The organism is Pseudomonas shirazensis (assembly GCF_014268785.2).
GTDB classification, from domain to species: domain Bacteria; phylum Pseudomonadota; class Gammaproteobacteria; order Pseudomonadales; family Pseudomonadaceae; genus Aquipseudomonas; species Aquipseudomonas shirazensis.
In genome coordinates this window covers 539,426-564,680 of record NZ_JABWRD020000001.1, presented here as the reverse complement: position 1 = coordinate 564,680, position 25,255 = coordinate 539,426, and the positions used below count along the sequence as shown (strand labels likewise).

19 protein-coding genes are annotated in these 25,255 nt (G+C 60.4%); 11 read left to right on the top strand and 8 right to left on the bottom strand.

Annotated elements, in window-relative coordinates; all coding sequences use genetic code 11:
- Positions 1-9: 9 nt before the first annotated feature.
- From HU736_RS02330 to HU736_RS02320, 3 genes are all read right to left on the bottom strand, one after another.
- On the bottom strand, positions 10-1,179 hold the full coding sequence (locus HU736_RS02330) for a GGDEF domain-containing protein (protein ID WP_186699737.1): 1,170 nt from the start codon (positions 1,177-1,179) through the stop codon (positions 10-12).
- A 75-nt stretch (positions 1,180-1,254) separates the two neighbouring features.
- A complete protein-coding gene (locus HU736_RS02325; protein ID WP_186699735.1) occupies positions 1,255-3,807 on the bottom strand; it encodes a bifunctional diguanylate cyclase/phosphodiesterase in 2,553 nt (850 codons plus the stop codon).
- A gap of 90 nt (positions 3,808-3,897) precedes the next feature.
- The gene (locus tag HU736_RS02320) at positions 3,898-4,782 is read right to left on the bottom strand and encodes a LysR substrate-binding domain-containing protein (protein ID WP_103436976.1); all 885 of its coding nucleotides are present in this window, start codon (positions 4,780-4,782) and stop codon (positions 3,898-3,900) included.
- A gap of 102 nt (positions 4,783-4,884) precedes the next feature.
- Between HU736_RS02320 and HU736_RS02315 the strand changes: the two genes are divergently transcribed.
- The gene (locus tag HU736_RS02315) at positions 4,885-5,841 is read left to right on the top strand and encodes a DMT family transporter (protein ID WP_186699733.1); all 957 of its coding nucleotides are present in this window, start codon (positions 4,885-4,887) and stop codon (positions 5,839-5,841) included.
- Here HU736_RS02315 and HU736_RS02310 read toward each other — a convergent pair.
- The 4 genes from HU736_RS02310 to HU736_RS02295 all read right to left on the bottom strand — a co-directional run bounded on the left by HU736_RS02310 (position 5,817) and on the right by HU736_RS02295 (position 8,501).
- Complete coding sequence (locus HU736_RS02310) at positions 5,817-6,536, bottom strand: HvfC family RiPP maturation protein (RefSeq protein WP_186699731.1); 720 nt, start codon at positions 6,534-6,536, stop codon at positions 5,817-5,819. The genes HU736_RS02315 and HU736_RS02310 overlap by 25 nt on opposite strands.
- Complete coding sequence (locus tag HU736_RS02305) at positions 6,533-7,363, bottom strand: HvfB family MNIO-type RiPP peptide maturase (protein WP_186699729.1); 831 nt, start codon at positions 7,361-7,363, stop codon at positions 6,533-6,535. The genes HU736_RS02310 and HU736_RS02305 overlap by 4 nt, the downstream gene beginning before the upstream one ends.
- 69 nt (positions 7,364-7,432) lie before the next feature.
- Positions 7,433-7,723, bottom strand: a complete 291-nt coding sequence (locus tag HU736_RS02300) for an HvfA family oxazolone/thioamide-modified RiPP metallophore (RefSeq protein ID WP_437180445.1) — start codon at positions 7,721-7,723, stop codon at positions 7,433-7,435.
- 214 nt (positions 7,724-7,937) lie between these two features.
- The gene (locus tag HU736_RS02295) at positions 7,938-8,501 is read right to left on the bottom strand and encodes a DUF4174 domain-containing protein (protein ID WP_186699727.1); all 564 of its coding nucleotides are present in this window, start codon (positions 8,499-8,501) and stop codon (positions 7,938-7,940) included.
- A gap of 286 nt (positions 8,502-8,787) precedes the next feature.
- Between HU736_RS02295 and pvdM the strand changes: the two genes are divergently transcribed.
- From pvdM to HU736_RS02245, 10 genes are all read left to right on the top strand, one after another.
- Positions 8,788-10,161, top strand: coding sequence for a pyoverdine-tailoring dipeptidase-like protein PvdM (pvdM, locus tag HU736_RS02290; RefSeq protein ID WP_186699725.1), 1,374 nt, complete (start codon positions 8,788-8,790; stop codon positions 10,159-10,161).
- Positions 10,158-11,438, top strand: coding sequence for a pyoverdine-tailoring periplasmic protein PvdN (gene pvdN / locus HU736_RS02285; protein WP_186699723.1), 1,281 nt, complete (start codon positions 10,158-10,160; stop codon positions 11,436-11,438). The genes pvdM and pvdN overlap by 4 nt, the downstream gene beginning before the upstream one ends.
- Positions 11,439-11,534: 96 nt before the next feature.
- Positions 11,535-12,344 (top strand): formylglycine-generating enzyme family protein, encoded by an 810-nt coding sequence (locus HU736_RS02280; protein WP_225913006.1) that lies wholly within the window; start codon positions 11,535-11,537, stop codon positions 12,342-12,344.
- Between the two features lie 35 nt (positions 12,345-12,379).
- On the top strand, positions 12,380-13,396 hold the full coding sequence (locus HU736_RS02275; RefSeq protein WP_186699719.1) for a GNAT family N-acetyltransferase: 1,017 nt from the start codon (positions 12,380-12,382) through the stop codon (positions 13,394-13,396).
- 329 nt (positions 13,397-13,725) lie between these two features.
- A complete protein-coding gene (locus HU736_RS02270; protein ID WP_186699926.1) occupies positions 13,726-15,471 on the top strand; it encodes a BCCT family transporter in 1,746 nt (581 codons plus the stop codon).
- 284 nt (positions 15,472-15,755) lie between these two features.
- Positions 15,756-18,008 carry an AAA family ATPase gene (locus HU736_RS02265; RefSeq protein WP_186699717.1) on the top strand — a complete coding sequence of 751 codons (2,253 nt, stop codon included), beginning with the start codon at positions 15,756-15,758 and terminating at the stop codon, positions 18,006-18,008.
- Positions 18,001-18,810: an HNH endonuclease gene (locus tag HU736_RS02260; RefSeq protein WP_225912961.1), complete on the top strand. Its 810-nt coding sequence runs from the start codon at positions 18,001-18,003 to the stop codon at positions 18,808-18,810. Before HU736_RS02265 ends, HU736_RS02260 begins: the two co-directional genes overlap by 8 nt.
- 289 nt (positions 18,811-19,099) lie before the next feature.
- A complete protein-coding gene (locus HU736_RS02255; protein ID WP_186699715.1) occupies positions 19,100-20,755 on the top strand; it encodes a cyclic peptide export ABC transporter in 1,656 nt (551 codons plus the stop codon).
- A 94-nt stretch (positions 20,756-20,849) separates the two neighbouring features.
- Complete coding sequence (locus tag HU736_RS02250) at positions 20,850-23,366, top strand: TonB-dependent siderophore receptor (protein WP_186699713.1); 2,517 nt, start codon at positions 20,850-20,852, stop codon at positions 23,364-23,366.
- Positions 23,367-23,653: 287 nt separating this feature from the next.
- Positions 23,654-24,856: a colicin-like pore-forming protein gene (locus tag HU736_RS02245; RefSeq protein WP_186699711.1), complete on the top strand. Its 1,203-nt coding sequence runs from the start codon at positions 23,654-23,656 to the stop codon at positions 24,854-24,856.
- On the opposite strand, the gene HU736_RS22315 is transcribed toward HU736_RS02245, so the two are convergent.
- Positions 24,828-25,205, bottom strand: coding sequence for a colicin E1 family microcin immunity protein (locus HU736_RS22315; RefSeq protein WP_496197755.1), 378 nt, complete (start codon positions 25,203-25,205; stop codon positions 24,828-24,830). The two genes, HU736_RS02245 and HU736_RS22315, sit on opposite strands and share 29 nt — an antisense overlap.
- Positions 25,206-25,255 lie beyond the last annotated feature (50 nt).

Below are 25,255 nucleotides of genomic sequence, written 5' to 3'. Positions count from 1 at the left end.
CAGCCGTACTCAATCGACCGCCGGAGTGCCCAGGGTCAAATCAACCAGACTAATGCTGTTGCGTCCTGCCCGCTTGGTTTCATAAAGCGCATTGTCACCCTGCTCGATCAACGCCGTGAGACCACTGGGCGGCTGATCGAACAAGCTGGCACCAATGCTCAAGGTTACCGCCGCAGGTGTTGCATAAGAGCCTGAGGTAAGTAGTTGGAACTGCTCGCGCAGGCTGTCGCCCAACTGGTTGACCCGTTCACGACTGGTGTTGCCAAGCAAGATGATGAACTCGTCGCCGCCGAACCGGGCAGCCAGTGCATGGGCAGGCACCAACCCGCGAATCATCTCGCTCAGCGCCACCAGCAGGCGATCGCCGGCAGCGTGGCCGAACAGGTCGTTGACCATCTTGAAGTTGTCGATATCGATGATCAACAACGCCCCAGGGCGCGCGGCGCTGACCTGGCTCAGCAGGCGCGGCGCCCGCACCTCCAGAGCACGCCGGTTGTACATTGCGGTCAGCGGGTCGCGCGCGGCCAGGCGGGCGATCTGCTGTTCGCGGCGATAGCGCTCGGTGCCGGTCATCGACAGTGCGATCAGCATGATCGCCATCGCCCCTTCAACCAGCGAAATCTGGATGATCTCGCCACGGAACGCCGCCAGGTCAATCAACGTGCCGGGCATCAATGGCGGGATCATCTTGGCCAGGTAGAACAGCCCGTGCAGCAGCAGCACAAAGCGCAACTGCACCGCACCCACGCTCAGCGACAGCCCATGCGGGCGCAGCAGCGAGCTGGCCTTGAGCGTTGTGACCGCCACCAACAGCGAGTTGGCCAGCAGCATCAGCTTTGACCATTCAGGCCCTTCAGGCAGCAGCAACAGTGCCGTCCAGATGACAAAAATCGAATACCAGCCTCGCGACAGGCGAGTTTCGGTGAAGCGCGCCACCCCCAGCAGGAACAAGAAGTGCGCCGTCACTAGCAGGCCATTGGCGAACCAGATGCCGATCAACAGCATTCCCTGCAAACGCATCAACGACAGCACGCAGCCGACCGTGATCGTGGCGAAGCCTGCGCTCCAATACAGCAATGAAGATTCACGCACGGTGCGCCACTCGACCGCCAGGTACAGCGCCGCAGCGGCGGCAAGGGCTATCGAAATGGTCAACATCGTTGGGGGGTCGAGCGCCATGGACTGACGGGCCTGTATGCAGAAGTGATGAAATGGCACGGTGTAAACCGCTCTGCGCGACCCTGCGCGGTATGCCTAGCGCACGATTTCCGTCGTGGCGATTTGTTCATGCATCATCCGCACCAAAACGCCATTGTCCAGTGGTTTGCTCAATAAAAATCCTTGTACTTCATGGCACTGGTCATCGCTAAGCAGCGCCAGTTGCTCGGCAGTCTCGACGCCTTCGGCGGTGACCGTCATGCCCATGGCATTGCCCATGTTGATAATGGCCTGGATCACGCTGCGATCGCGTTCGCTTTTGCCCAGCGACTGGACGAAGCGCTTGTCGATCTTGATGCTGTCGAATGGATAGGTCCGCAGGTAGCCCAGCGACGAGTAGCCGGTGCCGAAGTCGTCCATGTTCAGGCGGATACCCAGCTCCTTGAGCGCGGTCATGGTCTGCAACGCGCCCTCAATGTCGTTGAGCATGACGTTCTCGGTGATCTCCAGCTCCAGTCGATGTGCCGGCAAGCCGGTCAGGCGCAGCGCCTCGGCGACATCCTGGACGACGTCGCTGCGGCTGAACTGGGCCGGCGACATGTTCACCGAGACCATGATCGGCAACGGCCAGTCCCGCGCCTGGGCGCACGCCTGGCGGATGACCCAGTTACCTAGCAGTACGATCAGGTCCGACTCTTCGGCCAGCGGGATGAAACTGTCCGGTTTGAGCAGGCCCTGCCGCGGGTGTTGCCAACGGACCAGTGCTTCACCCGAAGCGATGGTGACACCGTCAACCTTGTAACGCGGCTGGAACTGCAGCCTCAGCTCACCGCGCGGGATGCCCTCGCGCAGGTCGCGCTCGAGTTCACGTTTGTCGACCAGCGCTGCATTCATCTGCGTGGTGAAGTAGCGCCAGGTGTGCTTGCCGGCATGCTTGGCACTGTACAGGGCCACGTCGGCGTAGCGGATCAGATCGCCCGGCGAACCCGGATACTCGGCTGAAAGCACCACGCCAAGGCTGACCCCGACCTGGGCCAACTGGCCGTCGATGTCGATGGGCCGACCGATAGCCTCGACCACCCGCGCACAGAAGCGGTCGATGTCCTCGCGCCGACCTGGCTTGGCCAGCACGATGATGAACTCGTCACCGCCCAGGCGGGCCACCAGATCGCTGTCGCGGGTGACGTGCCCCAGCCGCGCCGCGACCTCGACCAACACCGCATCACCGGCCGGATGACCAAGGCTGTCGTTGACCGGTTTGAAGTTGTCCAGATCAAGCATCAGTACGGCAACCGACTGGCGCTGACTGGTTTGCTCGACATGTTCGAGATAGCGGAACAGTTTGTTGCGGTTGGGCAAACCGGTCAGCGGGTCATGCAATGACAAATGATGGATCTGCGCATGCGCAGCCACTTCATCAGTGATATCGCTGCAGGTGCCACGAAAGCCCTTGCACTGTTTGTGCTCGAGGATCGCCCGTGCAGCAATGCGGCAGATCCGCTGCTGGCCGAGGTGATCATGGTAGTGGCAACGCAAGGTAGCTGAACCACCGCTGGTAGCCAGGCCGTGCAGCCAGTGTTCGAGATGGGCGGTATCGCAGTCGAGCAAGGCGCTGATCGGCCGCCGCAACCATGCGTGCAATGGATGCCCGGTGAGTTCGCTGAAGCGGGCTGAAAGGTAGATCAGGTGCAGCTGCAGGTCGGTTTCCCAGATCCAGTCCGAGGCAGCCTCGGCAACGGCCCTGAAGCGTTCTTCGCTGGTTTCAAGAGCGGCGTTGGTCTGTTCCAGCTGTTGATGGCTACGGTCGATGCCACTGCTGGTGCGAATGGCGTAGCGGGCGAGCAGCGCCACCAGCAAAGCGATGCACAGCACCGCCAGCAGCAGCGCCGGGACCACGCTACGAATCAGTTCGCGGCCCGGCTGAGGAATATGCCAGCTCAGGCGCATGCCAGTCCCCTCCAGCGGCAACACACCGTAACCGGCGCCGCCCGCCTGGCGATTACTGAGGGCAAAGCCAGACAAGCCTACGGTTTGCCCCAGTGGCTCGAGCACCGCAGCATCGAGCATGCGCACGAACACCAACACCGCGCTCGGCGCCTTGAGGTGATGAGGCATGTTGGGTGCACGGATCACGGCAGCGGCGAACAAGGCAGGCAGGTCACGGAACAGCATATAGCCCGAGGTTGCCCGCGGCGCCTGGCGGGCCTGGGCGAGGATCCTGTCGGCACTGCTGCTGAACTGATCAAAGCGCTGCTGGCTGAGCTCACCGTCGACCACCGCATAGTGGGTGCCATCATCATCGAGCACGAATACCCCCGCGTAGCCGTCCTCGCTGTACAAGGTAGCGCCAACGTTGTCTTCGGCGAAGGCCCAATGGGCGTCCACCGGCCCGGCCAGATGATCGTACGCTGCTTGCCAATCGGAATGGCTGAGCAGGTACGTGCGCTCACTTTTATGCAGTTGGCGCAGCGCGGATTCTGCGTGAAACCGGCTTTGTTCCTGCTCGCGCAGGTCAAGGTTGGCGGCGATCCGATACAGCGACACCAGGCCGACCAAAAGAGCCAACAGCAACAGCCCGGCGAATACCAGGATCAGTTGCCGGACCAGATGACTGCGGGTGGAGGGGGCAGTGGCAGAGAGAGCGTCCATTCAATCACCGATTCGCCAGAGGTTCCTCGATTGACTGGCACGCAGCGGTGATGATCGACGCAACTGACGACCGGGGCTCTGGGCGGCGCCTCACTGCCCGGTCAGAAAGCTCACCAACAGCCGTCCATGCGAGCTGAGGCCTTCCCAGCTGCGAAAGCACACCCTGAGCTCCAGCGTGGCCCACCGCTCCTGCAGTGGCAGCCAGCGCACGGCCAACTCCTGCTCGGCGCGCACCGCAGCGGTCTGCGGCACGATGGCAATGCCGGCGTGTTGCGCGACCAACTGCGCTATCGCCTCGAAGCTGGGCGCCCTGACCCGCACCTTCAATGGCATGGCCAGGTTCATCGCCAGCTCCTCGACAAAGCGTTGCATGGCGCGTTCGGCCGGCAGGCAGACAAAAGCAAAATCCAGCGCGTCGACCAGCCGCAACTGCCCACGCTCAGCCAACGCATGCTCGGCAGGCATCAGCAGAACCAGCCGTTCGGTGCGAAACGGCAGCGATACCACGCCGTCGTTGATCAAGTTGCCGTCGTACACACCGATTTCACACTCGCCGGCCAGCACCACGCGCAGCACGTCGATGCTCTTGTGCTCGACCAATTGCAGATCGACCTGCGGGTAGTCCGCCAGGAACGGCCCCAGCACCGCCGGCAGCAAGGTGCTGTTGGTCACCGTCGATGCGGCCAGATGCAGGGTGATTCGGCGTTGCCCGGCCAGTTCGTGCAGGGTCGCCTGCAGCTTGCTTGCCTCGCCGAGCACGCCACGGGCAGCTTCCAGCACCAGCCGCCCGGAGGGCGTCAGTTGCATACCGTCGGCGCGGCGGCTGAACAAGGTCAAACCGCTGCGCTGCTCGAACAGACGCAGGCGGTTGCTGGCAGCCGAGATTGCTACCGGAAAGGTAGCCGCGGCTTTACTCAGGCTTCCGCTGCTGGCGATCGCCGCGATCAGACGCAGATCAGCAAGGTCGAAGTGCATCGTGTCTTCTCCAAAAACGAAAGCCTTGTTCGCTAAATAGCGATTCTACAGTGCGCCGCGTTATGCGCAGAATAAACCTTACCAATTGTTTCCGGATTCGCCATGCCTCGCTTACACGCCATGCTCAAACGCCAGATTGATAACGGCAGCCTTTTTGCAGTGCTCGCGGCACTGGGCTTCAGCTTCAAGGCGATCTTCGTCAAACTCGCCTACGCCGAAGCTGCAGTGGATGCAATTACCCTGCTGGCGATGCGCATGGCGCTGGCCCTGCCGCTGTTTGTCTGGTTGCTTTGGCTCAGCCAACGCCAGGGTGGCGAACGGTTGACGGTGGCCGATGGGTTGCGGGTGGCAGTGTTGGGGCTGCTTGGGTACTACCTGGCCAGCTGGTTCGACTTTTATGGCCTGCAGTACATCAGCGCGGGGCTTGAGCGGCTGATCCTGTTCACCTACCCCACCTTGGTACTGCTTATCCAGGCCGTCGCCCTGCGTGAACGGCCCAACCTGCGCACGATGGCGGCGATGGGACTGTGCTATCTCGGCCTGGGCATCGCATTCGTGCACGATGTCAGCAGTGCCAGCGCAGGCCAGCAGATCATTGTCGGCTCGTTGTGGGTGTTTGCCAGCGCGGTCACTTACGCGATGTATTACTGCGGCACCGGCATGCTGCTCAAGCGAATGGGCTCTATGCGCCTGGCCGGGTTGTGCGGCGCGGCTTCAAGTTTGATGGTGCTGGCCCACTACCTGCTGGTGGCGGATGTAAGCCAACTGGCGCAGTTGCCGGCTGCGGTGTGGGCCAATGCTGGACTGATGGCAGTATTCTCCACGGTGCTGCCAATCTACTGGCTGGCCCTGGCGATTCAGCGCCTGGGGCCTACCCAGACGGCGGCTGTCGGCAACCTCGGCCCGGTACTGACGGTGCTGGCGTCGTGGGCGATTCTCAGTGAGCAGATTTCACTATATCAGGTGGCGGGCATGGCACTGGTGCTGTTGGGTGTAACCCGGTTGAAGCCGCCGGCGAAGAAATCCGCCGAGGCTCAGGCCGAGGCACCCGCCAGGTAATTTACGGCGATGACAAGCTGCTGCGCGTGCAGGTCTTCGAGCAGCGCCAAGCCCTGCGCCTGAACCTGCTCGTCGCCCAGCGCCTGCAAGCGCTGCCGCCCGCTGCCGTTGAGCCCGGCCAGTAACTGGTAGGCCATTGGGGTGAGCCGGGCGAAACGCACCTGCAGGTGCTCATCGCGATAAACCAGCAACAAGGTTGGCGATGCAGGTGGCGCTGAAGGCTGATAGCCGGGGCCGATCCGATCGACCGGCCAGCGGTACGCCAGGATCCGCGCCAGGCACGACAGTGTTGGCTCGCCCTCCAGCAGATCGGCTGTATCCAGCTGGGTGAAGGCCTCATCAGCGCTCAGGAAAAGCTGCGCTTCGATCCATTCGTAATGGGCCAGTTCCAATTGCCACGGGGCGTCCAGATCAGCCTCGTACAAGTAATCGATGAATGCCCCGCCGATCTCGGTAAACAGCGGCGTCTGGCTACGGTAAGCGGCATAGAAATCACGCACTCTCGCGTGCCAGACCAGCTCGCCCAGGGTTGCTCGCATCACCGGGAAACTGGCGGCCAGCAGCCCTTCGATGCTGTTATAGAACAGCTCGCGATAGACCCGCAGGCGCCGAGCCTCGATATCGGCCGGCGGCGGGTTGCGGACCGGGTCGCGCACGTAGCTGGCCATCTGCAGTTGCTGTTGATGCAGGTTCATGCTGCACACCTCACACTAGCCTGCTGCGCCATCGCAATGCGCGCCGTTTCGGCCAGAAGCTCGGCCAATGGCGGGTAGTTGAAATCGCGTTCAAGAACCGTCGGCTGCACGCCAAAGCGCTCGCAGGCCACTGCGTACAAGCCCCAGACGGGCTCTTTCACCGGCGCGCCGTGAGTGTCGACCTTGAGGTCGGGGGCTTCGTCATAGTGACCCGCCACGTGCATGGCAGTGACCCGCTCGCGGGGCAAACCGTGAAGAAAGTCGACGGGGTCATAGCGATGATTGCAGGCATTGACGTAGACATTGTTGATATCCAGCAGCAGATCGCAGTCAGCCTCGTCCAGCACCGCGCGGATAAACGCCAGTTCGCTCATGGCCTGGTAAGGCGCGGCGTAGTAGCTGATGTTTTCGACCGCGATTCGCCTGCCCAAGTGGTCCTGAGCCTGGCCAATGCGCGCGGCGACGTGGCGCACGGCTTCATCGGTGAAGGGTATCGGTAACAGGTCGTAGAGGTGACCGTCATCGCTGCAATAGCTGAGGTGTTCGCTATAGTGCCGGACCTCAAAGCGATCCAGAAACTGCCGGGTGCTGGTCAGCAAGGTTCGGTCCAGCGGCGCGATGCCGCCAAGTGACAGCGATAGCCCATGGCAACTGATGGCAAAGCGTTCAGCCAGCTGGGCCAGGCTGCGGCCATGGCTGCCACCGACACCGATCCAGTTTTCCGGGGCGCATTCGAGAAAGTCTACCGCCCCCTGGGGCATCGTCAGCAATTCGGCTAGCAGGCCGCGACGCAGGCCGAGACCGGTGCGCAGATGCGGGTTGTTCATGCTTGGCACTCCGGGCAAGTGCCGCAGGCCTGATCCATACCGAGGGTCGAGGCCTGCGGACGTTGGCGGTCAGGACTTGGCTTTGCCTGCCTGTTTCTCGCTGGCACCGCATTTGCCCTCACCGCACTTGCCTTCGGCCTTGCCGGCTTTGGCATCACCGCCGCATTTGCCTTCGGCTTTGCCAGCCTTCTCACTGCCGCCGCACTTGCCTTCGCCGCATTTGCCTTCCGCGTCGGTCTTGGCGGCGGCCAGTTGATAACCCTGGCTCATCGGTTCGACGGCGAAGGCGCTATTGCCCAGCAACAGGCTGCCGACGACAGCTGCGCCAAGCAGGCCAAGGGTGTTTTTCGACTGTTTCATGGTGGTGCTCCACTTGCGGTTGGTAGTGGAGCTATTGAGCCGCAGTGGTGTGTCGGTGATGTATCGGCACTGCGGTGCTTTTGTATGGGAGTGGATCAGGAATAGGTGTGGATACAGAGTGATACACGCGGGCAGATGGACCGCTACGCAACCCTTTCCGGCCGGCTGGCGTCCGGTGAGACAGCTTGGTACCGCGTGTATACCTTCTTTGCGCTCAATCCTCCAGCGGCTTGGGTGGCGCCGCTGGCTTGGCTGGCTTGGCTGGCTTGACGTTCTTGGCCTCCTTACCCTTGGGCTCCGGAGCAGCTGCCGCAACCGGTGCCGCAACCGCAGCAGCCTTCTCGCTGGCAGGCAACTCGTCCACCGCCTTGAAGATCACCTGCGGATCAAGCTTTTCGCCGCTGTCGTCATCCTTCAACACATGAAACTCGCCGTCTTTGCCCACCAGAATGACCTTGGTGCCTTTGCTCGCACCCAGTTTCAGTTCGCGAATCAGGGCCATGGTGGTCTGCTGCTCGAGGTTTTTCCCCTCGCGCGTACCCGCTAGGCCAGCAACGCTGTAGAGCACCAACTGGCGCTCTTCAAAGGCCTTTTTGGTCGCCGATTCATTCAGTGCCTCGTTAAGGCCACGCAAGGTCGGATCAGCTGGGCTGGGGGCAATCACCACCAACGGCCTGGCCTTGCCCAGCTCCTTGGCCAACGGCGCATCGCTGTCGGCGGCAAGCAAAGGGCCAGCTACGGCTAGCAACGTGGCGAGGGTCAATGACCGGACAAGCATGCACATCTCCTTATTCTCTCGATGAACCGAAGACTACAGATCGGGGAGAAAGATCCTGCCGGCGAGCCTAAACCAAGTCATCCAACACCTGCTTGGCTCAAGCGTAACTGCCGATTTCCAATACCTTCGCAGATCAGGACGACAGCACCTACGGAAAATGCCTACGCCCTGTTTGAGCATAGCCGATTGCCGCCAGGCGATTAATTTTTCCCCGTGGCCACACGTCCTTCCCCTCATAGCGTGTGGCTTGAGCCACGCCCGGTTACCACCCTGATCCGAGATGGCAATGAACATACGATTGCGCAACAAGGCGCTATACCTGGGCCTGCCCCTGCTGCTGGCGCTGGGTGGCGGCGGCTACCTGGCCTGGGACCACTGGAGCAACCGCGGCTACCCCGCCGAGGTGACCCAGCAGGCGGACGCGCTGCATGAATACATGCTCACCTTTGACAGTCATATCAGCCTGCCGCTGGACTACGCCAGCGCCGGCAACGAGTTCGATAAGGACGGCGCGGGCCAGTTCGATCTGGTCAAGCTCAACCGCGGTCGGCTGTCCGGTGCCGCGCTGAACCTGTTCGGCTGGCCAGAAATGTGGAACGGCGACAACGCGCCGCACAAGCCAACCGCCGCCTTTGTCGATGAAGCGCGCCACCAGCAGGAAGTGCGGTACCGGATCATCACCGGCCTGGTCCGCGACTTCCCCAATCAGGTCGCCATCGCCTACAGCCCCGACGACTTCCGCCGTCTGCACGGCGAAGGCAAGTTCGTGATCTTTCTGAGCATGCTCAATGCCTACCCACTGGGTAATGACATCGATCTGCTCGACACCTGGGCTGCGCGCGGCATGCGCATGTTCGGCTTCAGCTATATCGGCAACAATGCCTGGGCCGACTCTTCGCGGCCGATGCCGTTTTTCAACGACACCCCGGATGCACTCGGCGGCCTGTCGGCGATCGGCAAGCAGGCCGTGCAGCGGCTCAATGACCTGGGCGTGATCATCGATGTGTCGCAGATGTCGACTCCAGCGCTGGAGCAGGTCGCCCAGCTCAGCCGCGCACCGCTGGTAGCTTCTCATTCGGCGCCGCGGGCGTTGGTGGACATCCCGCGCAACCTCAGCGACCGCGAGCTGCAGCTGATCAAGGACAGTGGCGGCGTGGTCCAGGTAGTGGCGTTTTCGCAATACCTGAAACCGCTGACCCAGGGCACCCGCGACAAACTCAACGCGCTGCGCCAGCGCTTCGACCTGCCGCCCCTGCAAGACCTGGCCATGGCCCTTATGCCTGGCGACCCGATCATTGCCGGCTGGCCCGAGCAGCGCTTCGGCGAGTACGCAGGCGCGCTGTACGGCATCCTTGAAGACGAGCCCAAGGCCACGTTGCAGGATTTTGTCGCGGCCATCGACTACACGGTGGCCAAGATCGGCATCGATCACGTCGGCATCAGCTCGGACTTCAATGAAGGCGGCGGTGTGCAAGGCTGGGACAACGTCGGCGAGGTCCGCAACGTCACTGCCGAGCTGATCGCCCGCGGTTACTCAGAGGCCGATATCGCCAAGCTCTGGGGCGGCAACTTCATGCGCGTCTGGGCGCAGGTGCAAAAAGCGGCGCAACCGGTCGCCAGCCTGCAATCGGCCAGCTCTGTCGTGGAGGCACAGCCATGAACCCGCGGCGCACCTTTCTCAAGCAGGCCGGGGTGCTCGCCGCCACGTTGCCGCTGGGCCAATACGCGCTGGCTACGGCTACGGAAAATCCTGCGACCAGCGCCAGCGGCGACAAATGGCGTGACCTGCAACAGCTGTTCGAACAGGACCCAAGCTACCTGCACCTGTCCAACTTCCTCGTCACCTCGCAGCCGCGCCCAGTCCGCGAGGCAATCGCCCGTTACCGCGCACAGATCGACCGCAATCCGGCCCTGGCAATGGACTGGGACCTGCAGGAAACCTGGAAGCGCGAGGGCCAGGTCCGCCGCGCCGCCGCTGAATACCTGAAGGTGAGCCCGGCCCAGATCGCCCTCACCGGCAGCACCACCGAAGGCCTGGCGATGGTCTACGGCGGCATCCAGGTACGCCCGGATCAAGAGATCCTGACCACCGTGCACGAGCACTATTCAGCCGAGACCAGCCTCGACCTGCGCACCCGCAAGCAAGGCACCCAGGTGCGCCGCATCACCCTGTTCAAAGACCCGGCGTTGGTCAGCGAAGACGAAATTCTCGGCAATATCCGCCAGGCCATCCGCCCGAAGACACGCGTGCTGGGCATGACCTGGGTGCAGTCGGGCAGCGGCGTCAAACTGCCGGTTGCGCGTATCGGCGCCTTGGTGCGCGAGGCCAACCGCGACCGCGCCGAACAGGACCGCATCCTGTATGTGATCGACGGCGTGCATGGCCTTGGCGTGGAAGACATCGACGTGCCGAGCATGGACTGCGACTTCTTCATCGCCGGCACTCACAAATGGTTGTTCGGCCCACGTGGCACCGGCATCGTCTGCGCCCGCAGCGCCAAGGTCGAACACCTGACGCCAATGGTGCCAACCTTCTCCGAAGACACCGACTTTGCCACCACCTTTACTCCCGGTGGCTACCACGCATTCGAGCACCGCTGGGCGCTGGATGAAGCCTTCAAGTTGCACCTGCAATTGGGCAAGGCCGACATCCAGGCGCGCATCCATCAACTCAACAGCTACCTCAAGCAGCAGCTGTCGACGGTGCGAGGGGTCGAGCTGGTAACCCCCCGCAGCCCGACGCTTTCCGCCGGTTTCTGCTTCTTCCGGGTCAAGGATCGCGACTGCGACGAGGTCGCCGCCTACCTGCAGAAAAACAAAGCCATGGTCGATGCGGTGTACCGCGACGTCGGCCCGGTGATCCGCACCGCGCCGGGCCTGCTCAACGACGAAGCCCAGCTCGAGCGCTTTGTCGCCCTGCTGCGCAAAACGGTGTAACCCATGTATTCGCCAACGAGAATTGCCATGTCCCAGCCCACCTCGCGCCCTACCCTCGCCCGCCTGCACGGACTGACCCTGGCGCTCGCCGCCGGCATGCTGCTCAGCAGCGGCGCCCAGGCCGCAGCGCCCGGCACGGTGATCCGTGACTGCAAGGACTGCCCAGAGCTGGTGGTACTGCCCGCAGGCAGCTTCAGCATGGGCACCGCCGAGGGTGAAGTCGGCCGCCAGCCCGATGAAGGCCCGCAGCATGAGGTGACCTTCAAGCGCCCGATCGCCATCAGCCGCTTCCAGGTACTCAAAGGCGAGTGGGATGTTTACCTGCGCGCCAGCGGCTATCGCATGCCCAGCGGTGATGACCGCGAAGGCCGCCAGTGCATCGCCGGTATCCCGCGCTACAAGTACGAAGCGCGCAACCCGGCGGTGTGCCTGGACTTCAACGAAGCCCAGGCGTACATCCAATGGCTGTCGAAAAAGACCGGCAAGCAGTACTTCATGCCCAGCGAAGCCCTGCGTGAATACGCCGCCCGCGGCGGCAGCAAAGGCCCGTTCCCGTTCCCGCTGGACCCGGACAAGGAATACAGCATCGCCCTCAATGCCAACACCTACGGCCCAGCCGACGGCTTTGCCAATATCGCCCCGGCCGGCAGTTTCAAGCCCAACGCCTTTGGCGTCTATGACATGCACGGCAACGTTTCCGAATTCACCCCTGACTGCTACCGCGACAGCTATGAAGGCGCACCCAACGACGGCAGCGCCTGGACCGAACCTGGCTGCAAGGTGCTGTCGATGCGCGGCAACGACTGGATCGAGCCGCCGATCTTCTCCCGCTCCGGCAACCGCAACGCCACCATCCCGTCCGACCGCGGCGACTGGCTGAGCTTTCGCGTTGCCCGCGAACTGTGACCGCCACCCCACCCGTGCCCCGAGGGAGCCCTGCCATGCCCGCACCACTGTTCAGCCTGACCTTGCCTGATGGCCGCCGCGCCAGCACCCACGGCGACGCCGCCGAGGGCGTGCTGCAGGTCGGCGACCTGCCCGCGCTCAGCTACCGTTTCGACGGCGAGCGCGTGCTGATCGACAGCCCGCTGCCCCCGCACTACCCCGCCACCGCCTTGCTGGCAGTGCTCGGCAGCCACTTTACCTATCGCAAAAAATCCGCAGTGCTCAGCATCAACCTCAAAGCCCCGCAGGCATTCGCCGTTGCGGCAATCCGTCAGGGCGTGTTCGACACGCAGTTACCCAGTGCAGATGGCAGCCTGGAGCTGCAATGCCGCCGCGCCACCTTCTGGCAGAACCCGCTGCCGTGGCTGACCGCGCCCGCCAGCGTGCACACCGCCCCGCATTACTGCTTCAGCGGCGAAAAGCGCCACCCGCAGCGCCCGCCCATCCCTGCCGGCGAGGTCTACCGGCGCCATCTGCCGGGCCTGAACAGCACCTTCAGCCTGCGCACCATCGACCCCGACCGCGACCTCGAAGCCTTCAACCGCTGGATGAACCTGGAACAGGTGGCGTACTTCTGGGAGCAGACCGGCAGCCTCGAAGAGCACGCCGCCTACCTGCGCGAGATGCTCGACGACCCGCGCGTGCACCCGCTGATCGGCTGCTTCGACGATGAGCCGTTCGCCTACTTCGAGGTGTACTGGTGCAAGGAAGACCGCATCGCGCCGTTCTATGACGTGGCCGACTACGACCGCGGCTGGCATGTGGTGGTCGGCGAGAGCAAGCACCAGGGGGTGGGCAAGCTCAAGGCCTGGTTCAACTCGCTGATGCATTACATGTACCTGGATGACCCGCGTACTCAGCGCATTCTTGGCGAGCCGCGCATCGATCACACGCGCCAGATCGAATTTCTCAAGTCGCAGGGCTTCGGCCACTTGAAAGACATCCAGTTCGTGCACAAGAAGGCCGCCTTGCTGCGTCTTGAGCGTGAATACTTCTTCGAACGCAGCCTCTGATCTGCGTCGTTAGAGGGTTTGGCCTGCCATCAGGCCGAACCCGCTAAGCAACCGGCTGCCCGCCACCTCCCCCGTTGTATCCCCGCCTCCCCTCTGGGCAAGCGCCCGCCTGACCGTCCTTCTCCCGCCTTTGCCCTGCACCAAATTCCCCCTGCGCAGTTGTCGCAAGTCGTCAAAAGGATTGCGCATGGACGCTCTCAGAACAGGCGCCGTGAACAGGAAATGGATAATCGGCGGGCCTCCAGTGCGCACTGACGTCGGACTGTTTGCAGCGTTACCGAGAAAACAAGAACAAAGACCTGCAAAATTTCAAGGTGGGTAGTGAATTTATGGCAATGGAAAACAACGCTGAAACCCTCGCACTCGGCGTAACCGACCCCTCCAAAACGGAAGAAGCGCGGCAAGATCGGCATCTAGAAGGCAAGATCGACTGGATCGTGTTCGGCATTACCAGCATCACCGCAATCGCCTTCATCCTCTGGGGCTTCCTCAGCCAGTTGACTCTTGCCGCCAGCGCATCTGCGGCGCAATCCTGGGTCATCATCAATTTCGGCTGGTTCTTCGTGCTGACCTCGACGCTGTTCGTGATTTTCGTGCTCTGGCTGGCGGCGAGCCGGTACGGCAGGATCCCACTCGGACGTGACGGCGAGGTGCCCGAGTTTCGGACCGTGTCGTGGGTCGCGATGATGTTCAGTGCCGGCATGGGCATCGGCCTGATGTTTTTCGGCGTCGCTGAGCCGCTGTCTCACTACATGACGCCACCTCCCGGCGCTGCGGCTCCCCAGTCCAACGAAGCGATGCAGGTGGCGATGGCTACCACCCTGTTCCACTGGACGCTGCACCCGTGGGCGATGTACGCGATTGTAGGCCTGGCGATTGCTTACGGTACGTTTCGGCGTGGCCGCTCGCAGCTGGTTTCGAATGCATTTCGTCCCCTGATCGGCAAGCATGCCAACGGGCCGCTGGGGCGGGTAATCGACATGATGGCCATTTTCGCCACCTTGTTTGGCTCTGCCGCTTCACTGGGGCTTGGGGCGCTGCAGATCGCCGGCGGCCTGGAATACAACGGCTGGATCGAACACCCTGGCAAAATCTTTTACCTCGCCATCGTGACCGTGCTGACCATCGCCTTTGTTGCCTCTGCGGTGTCCGGGATTGGCAAAGGCATCAAGTGGCTGTCCAACGTCAACATGATCCTGGCACTTGCCTTGGCCGTGTTCGTATTCCTGGTCGGCCCGACGTTATTGATGTTGAACCTGCTGCCGACCTCTATCGGTGTCTACATCAAGTTGCTACCGGAAATGATGGCGCGTACCAGCGCCAGTGGCGGCCCGCAGATGGACAGCTGGCTGGCCAGCTGGACCGTGTTTTACTGGGCATGGTGGATTTCCTGGACGCCTTTTGTCGGCATGTTCATCGCCCGCATCAGTCGCGGCCGGACCATCCGCCAGTTCGTCAGCGGCGTGCTGCTGGTGCCAAGCCTGGTCAGCCTGATCTGGTTCACCTTGTTCGGCGGTGCAAGCATCGATGCAGTGCGCGAGGGCAGCCTGCTGCTGGTGGACGGCGTGGTCAACAGCAACACCGCGCTTTACCAGCTTCTGGACGGATACCCGCTGGCAAGCCTGACGTCGGTGTTGGTTATGGTGCTGGTGGCGATTTTCTTCGTGTCCGGGGCGGACGCTGCTTCGCTGGTAATGGGCACGCTATCGGAGCGCGGGACGACGACACCGTCGCGGTCCACGGTGATTTTCTGGGGCGGCCTGACCGGCACCGTTGCGGCGATCATGCTCGCAATTGGCGACCCGGCGAATCCCGGCGCGGCCCTTACCGGCCTGCAGAACCTGACTATCGTCGTGGCCCTGCCCTTCGTGATCGTGATGGTATTGCTGTGCGTGGCGCTGTATCGCGACCTGCGCAGGGATCCGATGATGCTGCGTCACGTGCGTGCCAGCGAACTGATCGAAAAGGCAGTGCTGTACGGCGCGGTGAAGCATGGCGAGGAGTTTTACATCGTCGTTCAGGAAACCAAATCTGCACCCAAGCATACGAGGAAAAAAGAGCACGTAGAGGACTAGCTGCTAGCTGAACCGGCGGGGAATGCGCTGTACGCCCGTGTACGACAATCGGTGCAGCCAGGGACAGGGTTCTACCAATTCGCCGTAGCCGACGAAGCAACATGATGTTCAATGCCCCTGCCGGTCTCCGGCAGGGGCATTTTTGATCGGGTAAAGCGATAAATGGCATGCAGAGTTGAAATCGCTATGCAGATTGCTTCAAATAGCCAGCTCATAGCCATATGCCATTGGCGAAACTTTGCGACAGTTAGATCGCCGGCAAGCAAAGGACCGACAGCCCCGCCATGTATCAGGATGAACGTGAGATCGATGCCGAGAAGGCGCTTGCACGTATTACGTCGAAGATCGGCGAATTCGTCCATTTGTCCGATTACGAGTTACTGCACACCAGCCTGCTGATTATTTGTCTGAGTACAGGGCAAAACGTGGACGTGGCGACTATCGCCCTGTCCTCAACGGAGGATGTACTGATCGACGCCCTCACGCCGGAACAGTGCGAAGCGGTAAGCAGTGAGGTCAACCGTTTGAACTTGAGCGAAGAGGCATTGCGCTATTTGCTCACCGAGCTCACGGCCCGCCTGATCGGTCTTGAACTGGATGTGGACCCTCGTCATTCCAAGCTAGTCGCGGCTTTGGTGGGGACTATTCAGTCGACCTTGAACACCCTGTATTTCGACGCCCTACCGAGTACGGCTGAGTTGTTCCTAGGACTGCAAGGCCCCATCCCCAGCCCGTCGTTCAGCCTTTCCGGGCGTTTGTCGATGCGGCACAAGGAGCTGATAAGCTTGCGCCTGGCGGTTCATGGCATGCAGGCCAACTTCAGGTCATCGCTTTTCCCACACACCCCGGCTGATCAGACAATCTTGCTAGATGCGCCAGATCCATCTTGGGCCGCCGCTGACAGCAACGGTCTGAAGCAAATCCTGGGAGAGTTACTGGAGGGAGACGTCCAGGGCAGGATGATCATCATTCATAACTGGTCCAGCGAGGAACAAGCAGGAACCTGGCCCCAGCTGCGCACCCTGATCAAAGGCAGGGCCCATATCGAATGCATGATCAACTTCAGCAGCCTTCCTGATACCGACGAGCAGTACACAGCGACCATTCTCAACACTCGCCCTGCCAACCAGAAGACGCTCTACATCGACGTTTCCCGAACGAACAAAGACCTCGCGGCACTCGATGGTATCGAGCGTATGCTTCTGGCAGGCGCCATCTACAATCTGTGGCAAGAGCGCCCCTACCATCGCGACAGCAACAACCTGTCCTCCGAGGTGGTGCGTTTTCTCAACAGCTATTTGCCCTACTTCCGACCGATCAACGGGTTGTGCGCCAGCGTCAACAAGCGGCCCTCACTCATGCCGCTCAAGACTCTGGTAACCCGCAAGTTCGTGCTAGCCGGCGAGATCGGAATGCCACCGCAAACGCTCAGCGTCAGCAGTGGCGACATCGCCGATCGCCTAAGGCGTCAACCTTCCCCGGCCTGTCTATACGTCATTGGCAACAACGGCGAGGGCAAGAGCCAATTGCTTCGCGACCTTGCGTATCGCCTTGCCGGGCATGGCATGCGCAGTATCGGCGTGCCGCTGTCACATTCAGATCGTTTCCCGTTCGCCGATCCGGGCCTCTCCGGGTACTTCTACTACGAAGGGCTGCGCACCGGGGTAAATAAGCTCTCGCTCGATACGCGCATCAAGCATATGTCCCGCAAGATGAAACAGATCGCCGGCGATGAGGGGAAAATCGACCAGCTCAGCGAATGTCTAGGCATGCTTGGGTTCAAGTCCAGGTTTTTTCTGACGCTGAGAACCGCGCTCAACCCCGGCGATCCCAATCTTCCCAGCAAGCACACCCTCGACCTGCAAGACATTGCGGACCTCGACACGTTGCGCTCCAATCTACGGAGGATCAGCGGCTACGAACTCAGCGTCCTCCGAGAGGGCGAACATCGGCCCCGGGCCTTCTCGACACTCAGCTCCGGGGAACAGAACATCGTCAGCTTGATGCTCAAGGTCCTTGCCGCCGCACGACCCGGTGCTACGTTCCTCATCGATGAACCCGAAATCAGCCTGCACGTCAGCTGGCAACAAGTGCTGCCCAGAATCCTCAACCTGCTGGCAGACAAACTGCAAGTGTCGTTCGTGGTCGCCACCCATTCGCCGATCCTCATTGCCAACACCAGCGATACCGATGTCTGCTTGCGGTCCAGAGACAGAAGACTGAGCGAGATTACTGGCCCGGAGCGGCATTCGGTCGAAACCATCCTCATGGAAGGTTTCCTCACCTACACACCTCACAACCGGGCGATCCAGGAGAAGTGCGCGCAACTGGTCGCATCGATCATCTCTGCGGTAAATACCGGCGGCATTGGTGACAAGGCTGATAACGCGCTGGGCGAGCTCAGCAAGCTGGAGAAGACCATCGAGGACACCGGCCGTGGCAATCAAGACCGCCGCGAACGCAGTGACCTTGATCTGATTGCCAAGGCACAGGCAGCGATTTCGATGTTGCTCGCGGAGACGCTGAGCCATGACTGATTACCGCGTACTCGATGAGCAGAGCATGACCCAAATCCTCGCGCGATATCGACAAGCGTGCCATCAGCGCAAGCGCTATCTGGAGGAAACCTGCGAACATTTATCGAAGCGCGAAGCAATGGCGCTGAAGGAGTTCAGGCGACGCCAGAGAGATCCGACCAAAGCGCACAATGATCTCTGGACAGCGTGGAGTAACTACCGCAAGAAGCAAACTTCAGGCGTAACCGGAAGGCTGGTCAAGCAAGCCCTACGCGACTTTCTGGAAGAACTGCAGAACGGCATGTGCTGCTACTGTCAGCGCCCGCTGGTCAATATCGCCCACGCCAAACCAATCGAACATGTGCTGCCTCGAGTGGATTTCATTCAGTACACCTTCCATTTCTGGAATCTGGCGGTCGCGTGCCACGACTGCAACCAGCTCAAGCGCGCGGCTGTCTGGGCAAACGAAGACAAACGGAATGTGGAGCTGTATCCACGCCCGGCAGAGTTCACCGAGATGTATCATCCCCGGTTCCACCGTTTCGCCGAACACGTGCGTTTCATCCGGGTGCAAACCAACGAGCACATCATTTCGATATACATCGGAATTACTGCGCAAGGCAGACACCTGTGCCTGAACCTGCTGAAGAAGTTGGCCGCCAGAGAAATCGTGCTCAACAGCAACCCTGAGCTCAGACAGGCACTTGAGGTGATCAACGCCCACGCGACTGCCCGCCAGGACGCACTGCCCTCTGCACTGGAAGCTTTCCAACTGGCATTAGCCGACTCCACCTCGGCGCTGATCGAGAGCGCCGGCGCCTAGTTTTAGTGCACTGCCCGCTCAAGAAGACGCCCACGCCCGTAGTTGAAGGGGGCTCAGCTCGTCCCCAGGAAGGCCGCCCAGCTGCGCCTGGAACGCGAGTAGTTCTCCAAGCGCTCCCTCTACGCGCGCACCTTCAAGCTTCCGCTTGCTGCCGGGCCAAACCCGCCGTCTGCCCGGCCACCTCCCCCGCTAAATCCGCCCCCGTGCGTTTCGTCCTCTCTGCAGGGGTTTACCGGCCTCATGCGCCCGGCTACCCGTCCTTCTCTCGCCGTTCGACTCAGGAGTTTCCATGATCAGCCCTCCACGCAGCCGCAGCGCCTTCGCCGACCTGCTGCGCCTGCTCAAGCCGTTCTGGCCCCTCGTGACTGTGTCCATCGTGCTGGGCATGGTCGGTGGGTTGTCGATTACGGTGTTGCTGGCCACCATCAACAACGCCCTCAACAGCGAGGCTGGCTTGACCGGCAACGTCGTCGCCGCCTTCGCCGGCCTGTGTCTGCTGGCGCTGTGCTGCTCGATCCTGTCGGACATGAGCAGCAACCGCGTCGGCCAGTACATCATCCGCCGCCTGCGCCTGGAGTTGGGCGAAAAGGTCCTCAGCGCACCGATTGCGCAGATCGAACGCTACCGCAGCCACCGCCTGATCCCGGTGCTGACCCACGATATCGACACCATCAGCGACTTCGCTTTCGTGTTTGCCCCGCTGGCCATCTCGCTGACCGTCACCCTCGGCTGCCTGGGCTATCTGGCCATGCTGTCGTGGCCGATGTTCCTGATGATGCTGGTGGCCATTGCCATCGGCTGCACCGCGCAGTTCGTCGCCCAGAACAAAGGCCTGAAAGGCTTTCTCGAAGCACGTGATGAAGAAGACAACCTGCAAAAGCACTACCGCGCGATTGCCGATGGCGCCAAGGAACTGCGCATTCACCGCCCGCGCCGCCAGCGCATGTTCACCCAGCGCATCCGTGAAAGCGCTTCGCTGATCTGCCGCAAGCAAATCGAGTCGGTGAACATCTTCATCGTCGCCAAGACCTTTGGCTCGATGCTGTTCTTCGTGGTGATCGGCCTGGCCTTGGCCATGCAGGCCTACTGGCCAGACAGCAACAAGGCGGTGATGAGCGGCTTTGTGTTGGTGCTGCTGTACATGAAAGGCCCGCTCGAGCAGTTGATTGCCAACCTGCCGATCGTCAGCCGCGCGCAAATTGCCTTTCGGCGCATTGCCGAGCTGTCCGAGACGTTTTCCTCGCCGGAGCCACATCTGCTGCTCGACGCCCCGGCCAAGCCCGCGCAAGCGGTGCACGAGCTGGAACTGCGCGACGTGCGCTATGCCTTCCCGGTAGTTGACGGCGCTACGCCGTTTGCCCTCGGGCCGGTCAACCTGAAGATCCGCCAGGGCGACATCGTCTTCATCGTTGGCGAAAACGGCTGCGGCAAGACCACCCTGATCAAACTGCTGCTGGGCCTGTATGAGCCGCAGCAAGGCGAAATACGCCTGAACAGCCAGGCGGTAACGGCACAAAACCGCGATGACTATCGCCAGTTGTTCACCACCATCTTCGCCGACTATTACCTGTTCGACGACCTAGTCCAAGGCGACGGCGACCTGCCGGCAGACGCTGCCCGTTATCTGGAACGCCTGGAAATCGCCCACAAGGTCAGCATCCGCGACGGCGCCTTCACCACCACCGACCTCTCCACCGGCCAGCGCAAGCGCCTGGCGCTGGTCAATGCCTGGATCGAAGAGCGGCCGGTGCTGGTATTCGACGAATGGGCCGCCGACCAGGACCCGACCTTCCGCCGCATCTTCTACACCGAGCTGCTTCCGGACCTGAAACGGCTGGGCAAAACCATCATCGTCATCTCCCACGACGACCGTTATTTCGATGTGGCCGACCAGCTGGTACGGATGGATTCGGGCAAGGTGCGCAGCGATCTGGAGCCGGCCTGAAAAAAACTTTTCCGGTTTTCAGCGGGTCATGCGTTCCATTGTAAGTTGAGACGCAATCGCATTAACACTTACGCCATATATAAGAGCCGACACAATGCCAGCACCACACCGCCTCACCCCACTAGGAAAAGCACTGCTTCTGCGCCATGCCTTGCGCCCATCGTTGAGCATGAGCGCCCTTGGCCTGGCCCTGGCCCTGCCCTACGCAACGGTTGCTCAGGCGCAGGACCTGGCTTTCGACATTCCGGCGCAGCCGCTGAGCAGCGCGCTGCTCAGCTTCGGCAAGCAGACCGACATGCAGATCCTGTTCAGCCAGGACACCGTGCAGGGCCGACGCAGCGCAGCAGTAGCCGGTCGCCTGTCGCCTGAGCAAGCACTGGCGCGACTGCTGCAGGGCACTGGCGTCAGCTACAGCGTGCAGGGCAACGTCGTCACCCTTGGCGCTCCGCGGGCGGCGGATGATGCGGCGATGCAGTTGGGTGCAACGAACATTTCCGGGGCGGCGTTGGGGATCACCACCGAAGGAACAGGTTCGTACACCACCGGTGAAACCGCAGCAGCTACGCGCTTGCCCCTGAGCCTGCGCAAGACGCCGCAGTCGGTCAGTGTGGTGACCCGCCAGCAGATGGATGATCAGAACCTGCAGAGTGTTTCCGATGTGCTCAAGCAGACGCCGGGGATTACTGTTGACCAAGAAAGCTCAGAGGCTTACAGCTTCTATTCGCGCGGTTTCAAACTGGAGAATTTCCAGTTCGACGGCGTGCCCAGCCTCTCCTCGGAAGGCGGCTCTCTGCGTGATAACTACAGCATCGGCGACAGCTTGATCTACGACAGGGTGGAAGTGCTAAAGGGCGCAACCGGCTTGGTCAACGGCACCGGCTATCCGTCGGGCGTTGTCAATCTAGTGCGCAAGCGCCCGACCGACAAGTTTCAGGGCAAGGTCGGCCTGGGTGCCGGTTCTTGGGACAAGTACACCGCCGACATCGACTTGTCCGGCCCTCTTACCGACAGCGGTAACATTCGCGGTCGCACCGTGGTGGGTACCCAGAAGCAGCACAGCTATGTGAACTACCTGACCGGCGAGCAAAACACTTTCTATGGTGTGTTGGAGGCCGACCTTAACGAAAGCACGATGCTGTCGGTCGGCTATGACATTCAGAAAAACAACAATAACGGCAGTACAGTCAACGCGATGCCTGGGTTCTACCAAGACGGTCGCATCGCCAAGTTTGATCGCGATTTCAACGCCGCCGACCGTTGGTCCTGGCGTAATCAGGAAACTCAGCGGGCGTTTGTCGAACTCTCGCATACCTTCGATAACGACTGGATTCTCAAAGGTGTGGCCAGCGGACGCCATTATCGCTCGCGTGAGTTGATGTCCGGCGTCAGCGCTGAGGGCATCCGCGATGACGGCAGAATCTCCCACGGCTTTATCGGTGGCAACATCAACCCTGACGGTACGGTGAACACGGCATTCGGTACAGCTTCGAAGTTCAATACCACCAGCAAGGAAAAAGGTCTCGACCTTTATGCGCGAGGCCCGTTCACCCTGGGTGGACGCATCCACGAGGCAGTTGTTGGCTACAACTATTCTGAAACCAAATCTCAATCAGTTCGCCAGGACGGCCAAACCAACCCGATTGTCGAGGACGTCTTCCAATGGGATGGATACGGCGACTACCCGACCAATTTCCAGTGGTGGTCAACCTTCGATATCAAGGCACGCCAGAGCGTTGCCTTCGCTGCATCGATCTTCAAGCCGACTGACGAACTGTCATTGATCGTTGGCGCCCGCGTGGTCAACTACACCTGGGAAATCGATACGATCAACGCCGTGAATCGCAAGCTGCCAGCAGACTCTAAGGTGTCTGGCGAGGTCGTACCTTATGCCGGCGTCACCTACGATCTGGATCAGTACCACACTGTCTACTTCAGCTACACCGACGTTTTCAAGCCTCAGGCATACAACCGCGATGCGACGGGCAAACCGCTTGATCCGATGACGGGCAAGAGCTACGAGATTGGTATCAAGGGCGCTTACCTTGAGGATCGGGTCAACGCCAGCCTGGCAGTGTTCCAGCTGTCTCAGGACAACTTCGCAGTAGAAGTCGGTTACGACGCGCAAAACTTCCGGTCCATCTACGAAGCCAGAGAAGGTGTAAGAACACGCGGCGTCGAGCTGGAGGTCTCGGGCGAGGTCCTCAAGGACTTGAATGTGATGGGTGGTTACACCTTCGCGGAGTCGCATGATAGCGACGACGAGCGCGTTGCGACCAACCAACCGCAGCATCTGCTGAAACTCGCGACCAACTACCGGCTGCCGGGCGACTGGAGCAAGATCACGGTAGGCGGCAATCTCAAATGGCAGAGCGAGACGTTCTATCAACCGGGTGAGTGGTACACCACCGATGACCCGAACGCCAAATTCAAGCAGAAGGCCTTTACGCTGGTCGGTCTCAATGCGGGTTATGACTTTACTCGCGACCTCAAGGGCACGGTTAATGTCAACAACCTGTTCGACAAGCACTACTACAGTGGCCTAGGCAACTATGACTCCGTGTACTGGGGGGCACCACGCAACGTGATGTTCAATGTGAAATACAGCTTCTGATCTGACTCGCAGTCTCGCGAGTTCAAAGCCCCCACCGGGATTCCGGCGGGGGCTTTTTGTTGCCCTGCATTTTGCAGGGCAGCGAGATGCATGCACACCTAAGCCAGCGAGCAAGCAACTGCCCCCTCTCCCACAACCTTCCAAGGGGTTACGCCAGCGCCCAGAATGCGTTTATGCATTTTATGGTTGATCAAATGCATTTATGCATATAAAGTGACTTCACCTGCTCGAATAGCAGGCCGGAGCAAAACTGCTCCGCCATCTAGTACCGCGAGGAATATCGCCCTATGCAAATGAATCTCCCAGCCACCTTTGTCGGTGCACAGCCTCCCGCTGGCAATGATCCTTACGGCATCGGTTTCAATGTACAGTCCTACCATTTCGCGCCCGGCATAGCGTCCACGCATATGGCATATGTAAAATATGAAATTCAATATGCAAACAATGGCTTAGCGAAGGAAATCGGTCGTATTGAAGGGGAGGTAAAAGCAACGTTTGCCGAGACTTCCAAGAATCTCGACACCCACCTGAGCAATCAACTAGCCACATTAGGGGCCACGACAGCAGATGCCGCTAGTAACGCTGCAAAAATGGAAACACTCATTACAAGCTTGGGAAAAGAGCGAGCAGTTGCACTAGAAAAAGCTAATGCTTTTTTTGGCAGCAACCCCCTTACAATTTCGATGAAGGTCAAGCAAAGCAAACTCAGGGTAAGCGGACTAGCTCGTGGCTACATGGCCATGGCACTGCGCATCCAGACAGAATACGGCTTGTCCTACGCGGAAGCGTACAGGGTTCTTTGGCTGGACGCCGCAATAGAATCCATGAGTAAGCGTCTCGCTCAAGAACGTGTCAAAGCGCAACAGCAACGCGAGGCTGAAGCCAAGCGTCTCGCCGAGGAAAAAGCCAAGGCGACCGCAGAGGCAGATCATAAAGACGCCCTAAAATTCGTGACCGATTTCTATAAAGAGGCGACCGCTCAATTCGGACAGCAGTTGGCTACCCAGGCTGCAGCCCTCGAGCAATCGGCTCGAGGAAATCGACTGCGATCGGCAGATCAGGCAATCAAAGCGTTTGAGAAGTATGGCGATGGCATTCGGACCAAATTCAGTGCGAAAGACCGAGCAGCCGTCGCCACTGCGCTGAGTGCTATGGACAAGAAGCAGATGGCTGAAAACCTCGCACGATTCGCAAAGGGCTTTGGCTATGCTGGCTGGGTTATGGATGGCCTGGACCTACGCGCAGAGGCGGCAAAAGGCTTCGAGACAAACAACTGGCAGCCGTTTTTCCTCAAAGCCGAATCTATCGTAGCAGGTGAAATGGCTGGCTTGCTGGTTGCCGCAGCATTCAGCCTTACCGTCGGCCTACCGGCAGGAGCCGCCGGAATTCTAGCATTTGCGTTAATAATGGCCGTCGTTAGCGCCCAAATTGACGAAAAGCTGATGAAAAGTTTAAACGACTTCATTTTGACCTATGTTCCGACTCGCTAGCACTTGCTCTCCCTATCCACCGCCCCATTAATGTAAGAATAAGATACACTCCCCCGAGCGGCAGCGAAAATGCAAAACAACCAAAGTGATAAAGCATAATAAAGCCGTCATTCCTGGGCGTTAAAGTGCCAAATAATTTCGAAAAAACTTTATGTGTTCGCGTTAAATGAGCCAGCCGCTCAAAGAGTTTTGTCGTGTAGGGAAACAATAAAGCGCTAACACACACCAGGGAGGTATGAAGCAAATTAGCATTCGTCGAGTGATGTTGCCCCCAATGCCAACCTATTAAACATATGGCCGCATATAACAATGCAAGCCGACACTGACGCAAATAATACTTCTTGTCCATACTGGTATTCCCTACGACTTAGACTAGGGGCTATTTAACCTTGAATGCAC